Below are 15,297 nucleotides of genomic sequence, written 5' to 3'. Positions count from 1 at the left end.
GCATTATACGGATACGCCGCGTCTGAGGCATGCCGCGCGACGGTTCGCCGCAGGGACGGACGGACGGCCGAACTGCCGAATCACGCGGCGCACGCCGGACGGCCGGTGAACCCGGCCGACCGCCCCACTGACGGTCATCCCTTGGCCAGGAGCAGCGCGTTGGTGCGCTTGACGAAGGCCGCCGGGTCGTCCAGACTGCCGCCCTCGGCCAGCATGGCCTGATCGAACAGCAGATGGGTCCAGTCTGCAAATGCTGCGTCGTCCGCCGACAGACGCTTGACCAGCGCGTGCTCCGGATTGATCTCGAGAATCGGACGGAACTCTGGCATCTTTTGCCCGGCCGCCTTCATCAGACGCTGCAATGTGCCGCTCATGTCCTGCTCGTCGGACACGAGGCAGGACGGCGAATCGGTCAGACGGAACGTCACGCGGACTTCCTTGGCCTTGTCCGCCAACACCTCGCCCATCTTGTCGAGCAACGGCTTCAACGCGTCGCCCGTCTTTTGCTGTGCTTCCTTTTCCTGCGCGTCTTCCAGCGCGCCGAGGTCGAGATCGCCTCGCGCGACGCTGACGAGCGGCTTGCCATCGAAGTCATGCAGATAGGACAGCATCCATTCGTCGACGCGATCCGTCAGCAGCAATACCTCGATACCCTTCTTGCGGAACACTTCAAGATGCGGGCTATGGCTCGCCGCCAGCCAGCTTTCCGAGCTGACGTAGTAGATCTTGTCCTGACCTTCCTTCATGCGGCTGACGTATTCGGCCAGCGACACGTTCTGCTCCGGCGTGTCGGTGTGCGTGCTGGTAAAGCGCAACAGTTTGGCGATACGTTCGCGATTCTGCGCGTCTTCACCCACGCCTTCCTTGAGCACCTGACCGAATGCGGCCCAGAACTGGGTGTACTTGTCCTGCTGGTTCTCGGCCAGATCGTCGAGCAGGCCAAGCACGCGCTTCGCACAGCCTTCGCGGATGGCCTTGACGTCGCGGCTCTCCTGCAGGATTTCACGCGAGACGTTGAGCGGCAGGTCTGCCGAATCGACGACGCCACGCACGAAACGCAAGTAGTTCGGCAACAACTGATCAGCGTCGTCCATGATGAACACCCGCTTGACGTACAGCTTCAGTCCGCCCTGTTGCGAGCGGTCCCAAAGATCGTACGGCGCGTGTGCCGGCACGTACAGCAACTGCGTGTATTCGCTACGGCCCTCGACACGATTATGTGTCCACGCCAGCGGCGCCTGGCCATCATGAGCGATATGCTGATAGAAGGTGGTGTACTGCTCGTCGGTGATATCGCTCTTGCTGCGGGTCCAGAGCGCGCTTGCCTGGTTTACGGTCTCCTCCGCTTCGGCCGGCACCATGGCCTGCTTTTCCTGATCCCACGTCTCGCCGCGCATCACGATCGGCAGCGAGATATGGTCCGAGTATTTGCGGATGATGGCCTGCAGGCGCCAGCTCGACAGGAGTTCGTCTTCGCCTTCGCGCAAATGCAGGACGATCGACGTGCCGCGCCGGACGCGCTCGATGGTTTCCACGGAGAAATCGCCCTCGCCGCGCGAGATCCAGCGCACGCCTTCGCCCGCCGGCAAACCGGCGCGGCGGGATTCGACAGTGATCTGATCGGCGACGATAAAGCCGGAGTAGAAACCGACACCGAACTGCCCGATGAGCGCGGCGTCTTTCTGCTGGTCGCCCGACAGGCGCGAGAAAAATTCCTTCGTGCCCGACTTGGCGATGGTGCCCAGATGGGCAATGGCTTCCTCACGGCTCATGCCGACGCCGTTGTCCTCGATCGTGACCGTGCGGGCGGCCGGATCGAAGGCGACCCGGATCTTCAGGTCGGGGTCGCTCTCGTACAGCGCGCCGTTGTTGATCGCCTCGAAACGCAGCTTGTCCGCAGCGTCCGACGCGTTGGAGATCAACTCGCGCAGGAAAATTTCCTTGTTGCTGTACAGCGAATGAATCATCAGTTGCAGAAGTTGCTTCACTTCCGCCTGGAAGCTCATGGTTTCTTGCGCCACGGTCGGGAATCCTCAATCGGTTGCGTTAATGACGGAGCCGGTGCGACGCACGCGAGCGCGGACGGGCCCTGGATGACAAATAGGGACGCATACGGCCATTTCAAGGCCGCAAGGGTGTGATTTTGACGGGTTTTATGGCCCTTTACGCCGATATTAGCGTCTAAGCCGCCTTCTGAAGCTGCCGCTCGAGAAACGTCAGCATACCGGGATCGCTGGAATTGGCGATGTTCATGCGCATCCAGGTACTCGGCGCCTGGCGCGGCGAAAACAGCGCGCCCGGCGCAAACAGGAAGCCCGCCTCGTGACCGGCCGCCGCCAGCGCACTGGTATCGACCCCGGTATCGGCCCACAGGAACATGCCCGCCGACGGCTCGCTGTACATGCGCAAACCGATGCGCTCGAGCGTACGCGCCGTTTTCTCGCGGACTTCATCGAGCCGCCCGCGCAAACGGTCGGCATGGCGGCGGTAATGCCCTTCCGTCAGCACCTTGTAGACAATACGTTCATTGATCTCAGGCGTCGTCGAGCCGCTCAGCATCTTGTGATCGCAGAACGTTTTCGCCAGCTCCGGCGAACAGGCGACGAACGCCACGCGCAGATTCGCCGCCAGCGTTTTCGAGAAACTTCCCATGTAGATGACGCGTTTGAGCTGATCAAGGCTGGCAAGCCGCGTCACGGGCTGGTGAGGCGGGCACAGGTCGCAATAAATGTCGTCTTCAAGCACCAGAAAATCGTACTGTTCGGCCAGGCGCAGTATCTGGAACGCGCGCGGCGCCGTCATCGACGTGCCGGTCGGATTCTGCAGGATCGAATTGAGAATCAACAGCTTGGGACGATGCGTCTGCACGAGGCGCTCGAGCGCCTGCATGTCGACGCCATCGGGCGTGTAAGGCACGCCGATGGTGTTCGCGCCTTGCGATGCAATACGGCCGAACATCACGAACCACGCGGGATCGCCGACCAGCACCGTATCGCCGTCGCGGACATACAGGCGCAACAGGAAATCCACGGCCTGCGTGATGCCGGAGGTCAACACGATCTGCTCCGGCCGTGCGCCGATCTCGAGCTCGGCGAGTTGCGTCTGCAGTTGCTTGCGCAGCGGCAGGAAGCCTTGCGGGTTTCCGCTGGACAGCAAATGCGTCCCTGCTTGACGGCTCATCGAGCGCAGGGCCGACGTGATCATCTCGCCATCGAGCCACGATGGCGGCAATGTGCCGATACCCGGACCGCGCTCGGGCGATACCGCGTGCAGCATGCTGCGCACCAGCCAGGCCACGTCGATGGGACTCTTGTGGGCCGGCGCCGCCGCGTTCTGGGACGGCACCGCCGGGCGCTCGCGCACATAAAATCCGGAGCCGCGCCGCGCCTCGAGGAAACCCAGGGCAACCAGCCGTTCGTAGGCCTCCACCACGGAAAACCGCGACACGCGTTTCTCTTCCGCAAGATTACGAATCGACGGCATGCGCATGCCGGGCAGGAAGACGCGCTCCTCGATACGCAGGCTCGCCCAATGGACAAGCTGATCGACAAGGGTCATGCGCGCGGTGTCAAGCGCGGCGCCCGCCGTGATGGCGAGCGTGGAAAGATTGGGGCGGTCCATCGGCATCGGATGTCTCGGGCAGTTCAAAAAACCGGCGGCTGGCCGGGTGCCGCACGGCAGTTGTCTGGCCGATTCGACCCGACTGTCCGCAACGCGCCAGCAATGTTTGGCAAGCCTACGCTCCCCAAAATCCTTGTCAATCCCGAACTGTACCGAGAACTAATTGAGTAACTGTACCGTTACTGTACCGGAATTTCTCGATAAAGTGTCTTCTCAACTGGAGACCGTCATGCGTGAAATCCGTATGTTCGAACTGGATGGCCGTCAGGCCGTGAAATGGCAGACCGCGGCGCCGCAATCCTTGCAGGTGTTGCAGGGGCTGTTGTGGCTCACCGTGGAAGGCGAATCGGGCGACCATTGGCTGCGTGCCGGCGACACCTTCGAAACCGTACCGGGCCAGACGATGTGGCTGGGCACGTGGAACGAAGGTGCACGCTTTCGGCTGTCGCAGCCGACGGCGCCGCACAAGCGTACGCCGCGCCCGACGTTTGACTGGCGTATGCTGCTCGGCCGGTTCGCCATGCGCCGCCAAACGGCCCGAGGATAGTAAGCTAGCGGTTCTGCGCACCAGCGATCACCCGAACCACCGCCATGCACGCTTTAAAATTCGACCATCTCGTCGTCGCCGCCGCCACCCTCGAAGCGGGGGAAGACTATGTCATCGACGCGTTGGGGCTGACCGGCGTGCAGCCCCAACGCGGCGGCAAACATGCCGCCATGGGTACCCACAACAGTTTGCTCGGCCTGTGGGGCGGCGCGTATCTGGAGATCATCGCGATCGATCCGGACGCACCCGCGCCCGCACGTCCGCGCTGGTTCGGCCTCGACGATCCTGCCGTGCAGGCGCGCATTGCGCGCGGCCCGCATCTGTCGCACTGGGTCGCACGCGTGGAACGCCCGCGGCAACTGGTGCGTTGGCAAGCGCAGTATCCGCAGCGGCTCGCCCCCGTGCTGCCGATGCGGCGCGGCGACTTCCAATGGCATATCGGCGTGCCGGCCGACGGCGCCCTGCCGCAATGGCAAGGCGCCGGCCAGGGCGTGGTGCCGACGCTGATCCAGTGGGACACGTCCGTGCACCCTGCGGCGTCTCTGCCGGACTCGGACTGTGCCCTGAAAACGCTGCGCGGTTTTCATCCGCAAGCCGACACCGTGCGCGAACAGTTGCGCTGGCTCGGCGCCGAGTCGCTGTTGAGCCTCGAAGCGACACTCGTTGAGCCATCGCTCGTGGCGGAAATCGAAACCCCCAACGGCCTGCGAACATTGCGTTAGGCCGCGCGGCCGCCGCTCGCACGGCGCGCCGACAATCAACAGGAGACATGATGAATTCTCGTGAAACCCGGGGGATGCTGTTGGGCCTGCTCGGCGTGCTGATCTTCAGCCTGACGCTGCCGATGACGCGCATCGTCGTGGCCGAAATCCACCCGCTGCTCAATGGCCTCGGCCGGGCCCTGGCTGCCTCGGTATTGGCCGGCGCACTATTGTGGTGGCGCAAGGAAAACTTGCCGACGCGCGCGCAACTCAAGAGCCTTGCCATCGTGTCGCTCGGCGTGATTCTCGCGTTTCCGGTGTTTTCCGCCTGGGCAATGCGCACGATTCCGGCTTCGCACGGCGCGGTCGTCAACGGCTTGCAGCCGTTTTGTGTCGCCATTTACGCCTACATGCTCGGCGGCGAACGTCCGTCGCGCGGCTTCTGGGGATGCGCAGTCCTCGGCAGCGTGCTGGTGATCGCGTTCGCACTGCGCGAGGGCGGCGGCAGCCTGCATGCGGCGGACGGATTGATGCTGCTGGCGGTGGTGATCGGCGCCCTCGGTTACGCGGAAGGCGGCAAGCTCGCCAAGCAAATGGGCGGCTGGCAGGTGATCTGCTGGGCGCTGGTCGTCTCCGCGCCGGTGCTGGTGCTGCCGGTCGCCTGGCTCGCATGGCAACAACCCGCGCCGATCAGTGCGCGCGCATGGTGGGCATTCGGCTACGTGACGGTGTTTTCCCAGTTCATCGGCTTTTTCGCATGGTACGCCGGACTCGCCATGGGCGGCATTGCACGCGTGGGCCAAGTACAATTGCTGCAGATTTTCTTTACGATCGCCCTGTCCGCCCTGTTTTTCGGCGAACATGTCGACGCCGTAACGTGGCTGTTCGCCGCCGGCGTCGTCGGCACCATTGCGATCGGACGGAACATGAAGATCGGCGCTGCGCGATTTACTGGCAAGCCGGTCTAGGGCCTGGTCACGTCTCAGGCCCGCGAATACCGCAATCCGGGCAGCCGAAGCATGCCCCCGTGCCGGCCCGGATGCGAACGAACGCGCCACCCCCCGATGTCTGGCGCATGACATTTCTGAAAGCGAGACCATCATGCAAGATTGGCATTTTTCCGAACGCGCCCGCAAGCTGACCAGTTCGGCGATTCGCGAGATCCTCAAGGTGACGGAACGGCCTGAAGTGATCTCCTTCGCGGGCGGTCTGCCGTCCCCGGCGACGTTCCCCGTCGCCGAGATGCGCGCCGCCGCAGAGAAGGTGCTGACCGAATCGCCGCATGCCGCCCTGCAGTACAGCGCCACCGAGGGTTTCGCGCCGCTGCGTGATTGGGTCGCGCACCGCTACTCGTGCGACGGCCTGTCGCTGTCGGCGGACAACGTCCTGATCACGACCGGTTCACAGCAGGCACTTGACCTGCTGGGCAAGATCTTCATCGACACCGGCAGCCGCGTGCTGGTCGAAGCACCGAGCTACCTCGGCGCCCTGCAGTCGTTCTCGCTGTTCGAACCGCAATATGTGTCCGTACCGACCGACGAACACGGCCTGTTGCCGGAAGCCCTGACGGACGACCTCGTTGCAGGCGCGCGCTTCCTGTATGCGATGCCGAACTTCCAGAATCCGACGGGCCGCCGCCTGCCGCTGGAACGTCGTCAGGCGTTGGCCGCACTGGCAGTGCGGCATGGCCTGCCTATCATCGAAGACGATCCGTATGGCGAACTCGACTACGAGGGCAAGCGCCTTCCGAGCCTGCTGTCGATGGCCCCGGAACATGTCATCCACATGGGCTCGTTCTCGAAAGTCCTGGCGCCCGGGCTGCGCCTCGGCTACATCATCGCGCCGAAGACCGTGATCCTGAAGCTTGTCCAGGCCAAGCAGGCCGCGGATCTGCATACGCCGAGTCTCGTGCAGCGCATTGCGTATGAAGTCGTGAAAGACGGCTTCCTCGATCGTCACATTCCGGCCATCCGCACGCTGTACGCGACGCAGGCAAAGGCCATGCTTGATGCCCTGTCACGCCACATGCCGGCAGGCGCGAGCTGGAACACGCCGGCCGGCGGCATGTTCATCTGGTTGACATTGCCTGAAGGCATCGACACCATGGCACTGCTGGAGCAGGCTGTGGCGCAGAACGTGGCGTTCGTGCCCGGTGCGCCGTTCTATGCCGGCACACCGGTGAAACATACGCTGCGCCTGTCGTTCGTGACCGTGCCGCCCGAAAAGATTGAAATCGGCGTGGCCCGCCTCGGCAAGCTGATCGCCGACGTGCTGCAGCCGCGCGCGGCCTGATCCATCGGCCCGCGCCAGCCGCCCCCCGCCACTGGTGCGGCCAGGGCGGCGTTGTTCATCCGGCTTACCCAACCTGTTCCCGGCGATGTGCCGGGTTCCTGCAAGGAAAATCGCATGTCCGTTTATGAAAAACTGAAAGCGCTCGGCATCGAGCTGCCCGTCGCCGGCGCCCCCGCCGCCGCCTACGTGATGAGTGCACAGTCCGGCAAGACTGTGTTCCTGTCGGGCCACCTGCCGAAGAAAGACGGCAAGGTCTGGACCGGCAAGCTGGGGCAGGACGTGACGACTGCGGAAGGCCGCGAAGCCGCGCGCGCAGTCGCCATCGAATTGATCGCCACGCTGCACGCCCACACGGGCGACCTCAACAAGATCACGCGCATCGTCAAGGTCATGAGCCTCGTAAATTCCACGCTCGACTTTACGGAGCAGCACTTGGTGACCAATGGGGCCTCGGAACTGCTCGCCGAAGTGTTCGGCGACGCCGGCAAGCACGCCCGCTCGGCCTTTGGCGTGGCGCAAATTCCGCTCGGCGCCTGCGTCGAGATCGAATTGATCGCCGAAGTCGCGTAACTTCGCACGCATTGCCGGCCGCTGCATCGAAGCGCGCCGGCAATGCAATCCCATCGTTGCCGCCCGGCAGTCCTCACGCGCCCAGGTAAGCACGCCGCACGTCGTCATTGACGAGCAGATTGGCGCCGGTATCGGCCAACACCACGCGGCCATTTTCCAGGACGTAGCCACGGTCTGCGACTTTCAGCGCCTGATTGGCGTTCTGCTCCACAAGAAATACGGTGACGCCGGAGTCCCGGATTTGCCGAATGATCGTGAAGATCTGCGCAATCACCAGCGGGGCCAATCCCAGGGTCGGCTCATCGAGCAGCAACAGCCGCGGACGGCTCATCAATGCACGCCCGATGGCGAGCATCTGCTGCTCTCCCCCCGATAACGTGCCCGCCCGTTGCACCGCGCGCTCCCGCAGACGCGGAAACAGCGAGAAGACATGCGCGAGGCCGTCCTCGATCTCGCCCGAGGACGCGAAGAACGCCCCCATCTTGAGATTGTCGAGCACGGACAAGCCGGCGAACACCCGCCTGCCCTCAGGCGAGATCGCCATGCCTCGGCGCATGATCCTGTGCGTCTCCTCGCCGGTGATGTCGTGCCCCTCGAACTCGACAGCCCCGGCGCTCGCGCGCGGCGTTCCGCAAATGGTCATCAGCAAGGTTGTCTTGCCCGCACCGTTTGCGCCGATCAAGGTCACGATCTCCCCTTGCGCCACGTCGATCGACACGTCGTTCAGCGCCTGAATTGCACCGTAGTGCGTGTGAATGCCACGTAACGCCAGCATTATGCCTCCCCCAGATAAGCCTTGATGACGCGCGCGTCGTTGCGGACCTGCGCCGGTGTCCCCGTCATGACCGGTTTGCCGTGTTCCATGACCAGGATACGGTCCGACAGGTCCATGACGAGCCGCATATCGTGTTCGATCAACAGCACGGCGACCTTCTCCGTGCAGCGCAGGTCATCGATCAGCTGCTGCAGCGCCACGGTTTCCTGGGGATTGAGACCCGCGGCCGGTTCGTCGAGCAACAGCAGCTTGGGCGCGGTAATCATGCAGCGCGCGATTTCGAGCCGCCGTTGCTGACCGTAAGACAATTGCGCCGCTTCGCGATTGGCCTGATCGAACAGACCGACACGGGCAAGCCAGTGCACCGCGCTTTCCCGCGCCGCGCGCTCGGCTTGCCGGTAGCCGCGCATGTCGAGCAGGCCCGCGCATAGCCCGGTCTCGACATGGCGATGCTGCGCGACGAGCAGGTTCTCCAGCACGGTCAGTTGCTTGAACAGGCGAATGTTCTGGAATGTACGTACCAGACCGTGCCGTGCCACGCGGTGGCTCGGCAATCGCGCGATGCGCTTGCCATCCAGGACAATGTCGCCGGACGTCGGCCAATAGAAGCCCGAAACGCAATTGAAAACCGTCGTCTTGCCGGCGCCGTTTGGCCCGATGATCGCAAAGATTTCCTGTGACGCCACGTCGAACGCGACGCCGTCGACGGCGAGCAGTCCGCCAAAGCGCATGGACAGCCCCGAAACCGACAGCAAGGCTTCGCTCATCGCGTCACCTCCACGATTTGGCGGCGAGCTGGCAGCAGCCCTTGCGGACGCCACATCATCATGGCAACCATCACCATGCCGAACAAGGCCATGCGGTACTCTGAAAAGCCGCGCGCCAGTTCGGGCAGCGCAGTGAGCAATACCGCCGCGAGCACGACCCCCGCCGCCGATCCCATGCCGCCCAGCACCACGATCGCCAACACCAGCGCGGATTCGATGAATGTGAACGACTCCGGATTGACAAGTCCTTGACGCGCGGCGTAGAACGCACCGGCAACCCCTGCAAACATGGCGCCGAGTGTGAACGCCGAGAGTTTGATTCGTGTCGGATCGAGTCCCAGCGAACGGCAGGCGATCTCATCCTCGCGCAGCGCCTCCCAGGCGCGCCCGATCGGCATGCGGGCAAGCCGCCGGGTCACGGCATAGGTGGCCACCGCAAGCACGAGCGCGAGCAGGTAAAGGAAAATGACAGCGTGGTCGCCATGGTAGGTCCACCCCATGCGTTCATGCCAGGTGCTCGCCCCTTCCGTGCTCGCGGTGCGAGCGACCTCCACTCCGAACAATGTCGGCTTCGGAATACCGGCAATGCCGTCCGGGCCACCGGTCCAGTCCGTCAGGTTGTTGAGCAGCAACCGGATAATCTCTCCGAAGCCGAGCGTGACGATCGCCAGGTAATCCCCCCGCAGGCGCAGCACCGGAAATCCGAGCAGGAACCCGAACAATGCGGCCATGCCCGCCGCAAGCGGAAGGCACTGCCAGAACGACAATCCGAAGTGCTGATTGAGCAGTGCATAGGTGTAGCCGCCAACGGCATAGAACCCTACATAGCCGAGGTCGAGCAGCCCGGCGTAACCCACGACGATATTCAGCCCCAGACCGAGCATGACGTAGATGAGCGCCAGCGTGCCGACGTCGACTGCGCCTCGCGACGCGACCCAGGGGAACAGGACTGCGCCGGCCAGCACGGCCGCCATGGCAATGGGCTTGCGCGAGCCGGACATCACCGATGCAAGGGTGGAAAGGGACGCAGCGGACGAAGCGGACACACCCGACGCGCCGGCTTTGTATGCGCGGGCGACGACCGGCCGCAGCATCTGAAAAACAAACACACCGGCGGCGGCCAGCGCCATGCGATGCCATTCGTTGGCGAGCACAACGGTCAAGCCATCGTGCCGCAACGGCAGCGCCAGCATAGGCAAGGTCAGTATCGCCGTGACGGCGGCGGCGAGCGCCGCACGCCCAAGCGGACTGCGGGTCAATTCAAGCAACTTCATAGGTGTCGAAATCAGGAGTCCAGGACAGTTCACACCTTCTCGACATCGGGTCTGCCGAGCAGACCGGTCGGGCGGAACAGGAGAATCAGCACGAGCAGGCTGAACGCAACGACGTCTTTGTATTCGGACGGAAGATAGCCGGCCGCAAAGGTTTCGGCGACGCCCAATAACACGCCGCCCAGCACCGCACCCGGGATGCTGCCGATCCCCCCGAGCACTGCCGCTGTGAATGCCTTGATGCCGGCCACGAAACCGATGAACGGATTGAGCTTGCCGATGGTTAGCGCAATGAGCAATCCGCCGGTCGCGGCGAGCATCGCGCCAAGCACGAACGTGAACGAGATGACGCGGTGGGTGTCGATCCCTAACAGGTTCGCCATGCGCAAGTCTTCCGCACATGCCCGGCAGGCACGCCCGATACGGCTGCGCGTGATCAACAACGTCAGCCCGATCATCAGCACGACGGTCACCGCCACGATCAGCAGGCGCGCATACGACACGGTGACCGGAAATGCGCCACCGAGTGGAATCTCGAAAGCGCCGCCCAACAGGGTCGGCACCGACAGATCGCGCGCCCCCTGCCCCAGGCGCACGTAGTTCTGAAGAAAGATCGAGACGCCAATGGCGGAGATCAACGGCACCAGCCGCGGCCCGCCGCGCAGAGGACGATACGCCACGCGTTCGATCGACCAGCCGTACAGTCCCGTCACGGCGACCGTCACGAGCAGCGCGCCGCCGAGCAGGAACGGCAGCGGCAGGCCGCCGCTCCCGCCCAAGCCGGTCAGCGCGACAAGCCCGACATACGCGCCGATCATGTAAACCTCGCCGTGGGCGAAATTGATCATGCCGATGATGCCGTAGACCATGGTGTAGCCGATCGCGATCAACGCGTAAATCGCACCGAGACTCAACCCATTGATGAGTTGCTGAGCAAACTGTGAAACGAAGACGTCCATGTGAGGCGCGCAAAGAGAATGGCCGATGGGCCCGAGTGCACGGCAACACCCGTTGGCATTGCCGTGCGCGTAACGCGATCTGGTCGGGACGTTAGCCGGCGATCGTCTTCGAGGCGTCCTTGTGCCATTCGAACACCACGAACTCGAACGCCTTCAAGTCGCCGCGTGCGTCGTATTCGAGCTTGCCGATCGGTGTGTCGAAGGCGCGGGCCCTCAGCGTTTTCGCCACCATTGCGGTGTCGGTACTTTTGCTGGCGGCGACCGCTTCGGCAATGACCTGTACGGCGGCAAACGCCGGCATCTGGAACGGGCCGTTGAGATCGCGGCCCTTGGCGCGGAACGCCTGAACCACATCGGCATTCGCCGGGTCCGCCGCGAAATCGGCCGGCAGTGTCAGGAGCATGCCTTCAGACGACGCGCCTGCAATCGCGGTCAGGTCCTTGTTGCCGACGCCTTCCGGCCCCATGAATTTCGCGCTGAAGCCCTGCTCGCGCGCTTGCTTGAGCAGCAATCCCATTTCCGGGTGATAGCCGCCGAAGTACACGAAGTCGATACCGCGCGCCTTGAGCTTGGTAATCACCGCGGAATAGTCGGTGTCGCCGGCATGCACGCCCTCGAACATCGCGACCGGCACCTTCGCCGCGTCAAGCGCACGCTTCACCGATGTGGCGATGCCTTGCCCGTAGGACTGCTTGTCGTGCAGCACCGCGACCCGCTTGGCCTTCACGCGCTCCACGATGTATTTTGCGGCGGCGGGACCTTGCTGGTCGTCGCGCCCGATGGTGCGAAAGATCATCTTGCGCGGTTTGGCGCGCGTGATCTGCGGCGCCGTGGCGGCCGGCGTGACCATGATCACGCCTTCGTTTTCATAGATGTCGACGGCCGATAGCGCGGCGCCTGAACACACGTGGCCAATCACATACCGGATGCCTTGACTGACAATGCGGTTCGCCACGGCAACCGCCTGCTTCGGCTCGCAGGCGTCATCCATTTCCACGATCTCCAGGGGTCGCCCCCCAGCCCCGCCGTTGGCGTTGATGCGTTCGGCCGCCGTATGGACGCCCGCCTTGACCATGTCGCCGTATTGCGCGAGCGCGCCCGACATTGGACCGGCGATCGCGATGCGCAAGGTTTCCGCGTGGGCCTGAAGCGGCAACGTCAAAACGATGCCGATGGCGGCAGCGAGCGAAACGAGGGAATGAAAGCGGCGCATACGAGTCTCCATGCTGAGAATTGTCGTTCGAAGATGGGGGGCCTCGACCGCAAACCGCCAATGGCCTGGCGGCGTGCGAGAACGTCACCTTACGCGAAACGCCTGGCGCTCACCATCGGACAACGCCTCACGGCGCGCGAAACCGGACGGCTTGAAAGCGGTATTCGGAATAATCCGATGGATGCATGCGCGCATCCCCACGGCAGGACGCGGGACATCGTGCCGGAGGCGCAACGCATCGCGCACAATGCCGCTTTAGATCGGAAAAATCCGATTTTTTGGACAGGGGGATTCGGCTGGCGTCAGGCCGGCATGGTGCGGCCGAACGTGCGGCGCATGGCGAGCGCCACTGCAAGGGAAATCACAAGTGCCACCGTGAGCAGTCCGATGACGCCGTGCCATCCATGCGCATGCAGCACGACACCCGAGTAGCTGCCAAGCACGCTTGACCCAAGGTAGTAAAAGAAGAGATACAGCGCAGACGCGATCGCGCGCCCTTCCTGTGCCCGGCGTCCGACCCAACTGCTTGCCACTGTGTGGCCGCCGAAGAACCCGAACGTGAAGAGCGCCAGCCCCGCCACGACCCATAGCACCTGGCCCGCGAGCATCATCAGTAGCCCAGCGAGCGACAGCGCAACAAGCAGCCACAGCAGACGCGAACGTCCCACGCGATCCGACAGGGGACCGGCAATGAACGAACCCGCCACACCGATAAGATACATCGTGAAGATCGCGCCAATGGCGGCGTGAGGCAGTTGGAACGGCGCAGCAGACAGATGGAATCCGAGGTAATTGTAGATGCTGACGAAACTCCCCATCATCAGTCCCGCGAACAGATAGAGTCCGAGCAATGCGCGGTCGCGCAGGTGGCGGCGGGCGTGGCCGATCGCCTCGCCAAACGAAATCCGGCGGGGGGTGAATCGCCGCGACACCGGCAGGCTGCGCGTGAACTCGAGGCCCATCACGAGGCACATCAATCCGATCGAGGCCACCGCGATTCGCCATGAAAACATGTCGGCCACGAATGCGCCCAGCACGCGTCCCGCCATGCCGCCAAGAATGTTGCCGCCGATGTAGAGGCCCATCGACAACCCCAGGGAACGATTGTCGATTTCCTCGCTCAGGTAGGCCATGGCGATGGCCGGCAGGCCGGACAGCGCGAAGCCTTTCAGGGCGCCAAGCACGATCAGCAACGCGAAGTTCGTCGAGAATGCGCTGGCGAGCGTCAGCACCGACGAACTGAGCAACGCGATCGACATCAGCCGCTTCCGGCTGACGCGATCGGCCATCACGCAGGTCACCAGCAATCCGATGGCCATCGTCAGCGTCGATGCCGAAACGGCCCAACTGGCGCGCGCCGGTGTGATGTCGAACGTCGTCGTGAGCAGCGGCAACAGCGCCTGCATGCAATACAACTGCGCAAACGTCGAAAATCCACCGAAAAAGAGCGCGCGACTGATCAGCGTGTACTGGCGTGTGCCGCGCTGCGCACCGGCAGGCAAGCCGCCGGCAAGGGAGAGACTCTCGGACGAGGCCATGATGGGAGCGAAACCGCTGTTAAGGAATGACTTACCTCGTATGCTAAGTTTGCGCTTTCATTCAGTCCAATATATATTTTTATCAACTTTCCATATATGAAACAGATTAATTTGAAGGAATCATGGAGCTTCGGCATCTGCGATATTTCGTGACGGTCGCTGAGGAAATGCATTTCAGCCGTGCCGCGGCTCGCCTGAACATCGGTCAGCCCCCCTTGTCGATGCAGATTCGCGCGCTGGAACAAGAGTTGGGGGTCGCGTTGTTTGAACGCGCGCATCGGCGCGTTTTCCTGACGCCGGCCGGCCGGACATTTCTGGTGCGTGCACAGCACATCCTTGCGGAAGCGGCATCGGCGAAACTGGAGGCACAGCAGATCGCAGGCTACGAAGGCGGCGAGCTTCGGGTGGCGTTCACCACGTCGTCACCGATGACCGTCCTGATGAAGAATGTGCTCAATGCCTATCGCCAGCGATATCCGGGCGTCACGCTGACGCTCAGCGAATCTCCTTCCGAGAATCAGGTGCACGCGCTGGCCGAACGCACGCTCGATATCGGCTTGGTGCGCAGGGCCGACGATGCGCCTCCGATCCCGGGGTTACGGTTTTCGATGCTTGTCGACGAACCGCTGGTCCTGGTGATGCACCGCGCGCACCCGTTGGCGAGCCAGGCAACCGTGTCGCTTGAGGCATTGGCGAGCGAGGCGTTCATCATGCACCCGCCCGGCATCGGGACCGCAATCGATGGCAAGATCCGGCAGATGTGCGAACGCGCGGGCTATATGCCGCGCGTTGTGCAGGAAGCGCGCGAATCGACGACGATCATTGCGCTGGCGGCCAGCGGCCTGGGCATCGCCGTATTGCCTGCGGCGGTTCGATGCATCCAGATCGAGGGGGCGTGTTTTGTCGGATTGCGCGAGCCGGATGCCCGCTCCCCGTTGCTGCTGGCACAGCGTGAGAACGATCCCAGTGCGCTCGTTCGCGGGTTTGTCGCGCTTTGCGACGAGGAAGCACGCCGCGACGGCGCGGCATAGCGGATCCGGATC

The 15,297-nt window shown here is 63.4% G+C and carries 14 protein-coding genes; 6 read left to right on the top strand and 8 right to left on the bottom strand.

Annotation, left to right across the window (positions count from 1 at the left end):
• Positions 1–134: 134 nt before the first annotated feature.
• Positions 135–2,021: a molecular chaperone HtpG gene (gene htpG, locus PTE30175_RS13275; RefSeq protein ID WP_150697535.1), complete on the bottom strand. Its 1,887-nt coding sequence runs from the start codon at positions 2,019–2,021 to the stop codon at positions 135–137.
• A 160-nt stretch (positions 2,022–2,181) separates the two neighbouring features.
• Complete coding sequence (locus PTE30175_RS13270) at positions 2,182–3,621, bottom strand: aminotransferase-like domain-containing protein (protein ID WP_150697675.1); 1,440 nt, start codon at positions 3,619–3,621, stop codon at positions 2,182–2,184.
• Between the two features lie 229 nt (positions 3,622–3,850).
• Between PTE30175_RS13270 and PTE30175_RS13265 the strand changes: the two genes are divergently transcribed.
• The 5 genes from PTE30175_RS13265 to PTE30175_RS13245 all read left to right on the top strand — a co-directional run bounded on the left by PTE30175_RS13265 (position 3,851) and on the right by PTE30175_RS13245 (position 7,731).
• Entirely contained in the window at positions 3,851–4,168 is a 318-nt protein-coding gene (locus PTE30175_RS13265; RefSeq protein WP_150697534.1) for a DUF2917 domain-containing protein, read from the top strand.
• A gap of 44 nt (positions 4,169–4,212) precedes the next feature.
• A complete protein-coding gene (locus PTE30175_RS13260; RefSeq protein WP_150697533.1) occupies positions 4,213–4,890 on the top strand; it encodes a VOC family protein in 678 nt (225 codons plus the stop codon).
• 50 nt (positions 4,891–4,940) lie between these two features.
• Positions 4,941–5,837, top strand: a complete 897-nt coding sequence (locus PTE30175_RS13255) for a DMT family transporter (RefSeq protein ID WP_150697674.1) — start codon at positions 4,941–4,943, stop codon at positions 5,835–5,837.
• Positions 5,838–5,970: 133 nt separating this feature from the next.
• Positions 5,971–7,161: an aminotransferase-like domain-containing protein gene (locus tag PTE30175_RS13250; protein ID WP_150697532.1), complete on the top strand. Its 1,191-nt coding sequence runs from the start codon at positions 5,971–5,973 to the stop codon at positions 7,159–7,161.
• Between the two features lie 114 nt (positions 7,162–7,275).
• The gene (locus PTE30175_RS13245) at positions 7,276–7,731 is read left to right on the top strand and encodes a RidA family protein (RefSeq protein WP_150697531.1); all 456 of its coding nucleotides are present in this window, start codon (positions 7,276–7,278) and stop codon (positions 7,729–7,731) included.
• A gap of 73 nt (positions 7,732–7,804) precedes the next feature.
• Here the strand turns inward: PTE30175_RS13245 and PTE30175_RS13240 are convergent, their stop codons facing one another.
• The 6 genes from PTE30175_RS13240 to PTE30175_RS13215 all read right to left on the bottom strand — a co-directional run bounded on the left by PTE30175_RS13240 (position 7,805) and on the right by PTE30175_RS13215 (position 14,254).
• Positions 7,805–8,506, bottom strand: a complete 702-nt coding sequence (locus PTE30175_RS13240; protein ID WP_150697530.1) for an ABC transporter ATP-binding protein — start codon at positions 8,504–8,506, stop codon at positions 7,805–7,807.
• Positions 8,506–9,273, bottom strand: a complete 768-nt coding sequence (livG, locus tag PTE30175_RS13235; RefSeq protein WP_150697529.1) for a high-affinity branched-chain amino acid ABC transporter ATP-binding protein LivG — start codon at positions 9,271–9,273, stop codon at positions 8,506–8,508. The genes PTE30175_RS13240 and livG overlap by 1 nt, the downstream gene beginning before the upstream one ends.
• Entirely contained in the window at positions 9,270–10,547 is a 1,278-nt protein-coding gene (livM, locus tag PTE30175_RS13230) for a high-affinity branched-chain amino acid ABC transporter permease LivM (RefSeq protein ID WP_150697528.1), read from the bottom strand. Before livM ends, livG begins: the two co-directional genes overlap by 4 nt.
• 29 nt (positions 10,548–10,576) lie before the next feature.
• The gene (gene livH / locus PTE30175_RS13225; protein ID WP_150697527.1) at positions 10,577–11,503 is read right to left on the bottom strand and encodes a high-affinity branched-chain amino acid ABC transporter permease LivH; all 927 of its coding nucleotides are present in this window, start codon (positions 11,501–11,503) and stop codon (positions 10,577–10,579) included.
• Positions 11,504–11,594: 91 nt separating this feature from the next.
• Positions 11,595–12,716: a high-affinity branched-chain amino acid ABC transporter substrate-binding protein gene (locus PTE30175_RS13220; RefSeq protein WP_150697526.1), complete on the bottom strand. Its 1,122-nt coding sequence runs from the start codon at positions 12,714–12,716 to the stop codon at positions 11,595–11,597.
• A gap of 302 nt (positions 12,717–13,018) precedes the next feature.
• The gene (locus PTE30175_RS13215) at positions 13,019–14,254 is read right to left on the bottom strand and encodes an MFS transporter (RefSeq protein ID WP_150697525.1); all 1,236 of its coding nucleotides are present in this window, start codon (positions 14,252–14,254) and stop codon (positions 13,019–13,021) included.
• A gap of 122 nt (positions 14,255–14,376) precedes the next feature.
• Between PTE30175_RS13215 and PTE30175_RS13210 the strand changes: the two genes are divergently transcribed.
• On the top strand, positions 14,377–15,285 hold the full coding sequence (locus tag PTE30175_RS13210) for a LysR family transcriptional regulator (protein ID WP_150697524.1): 909 nt from the start codon (positions 14,377–14,379) through the stop codon (positions 15,283–15,285).
• The last annotated feature ends 12 nt before the right edge of the window (positions 15,286–15,297 follow it).

This window comes from Pandoraea terrae (genome assembly GCF_902459695.1).
GTDB classification, from domain to species: Bacteria; Pseudomonadota; Gammaproteobacteria; order Burkholderiales; family Burkholderiaceae; genus Pandoraea; species Pandoraea terrae.
Note: the sequence above shows the minus strand (reverse complement) of the source record. Positions and strands in the feature narration are given on the sequence as shown.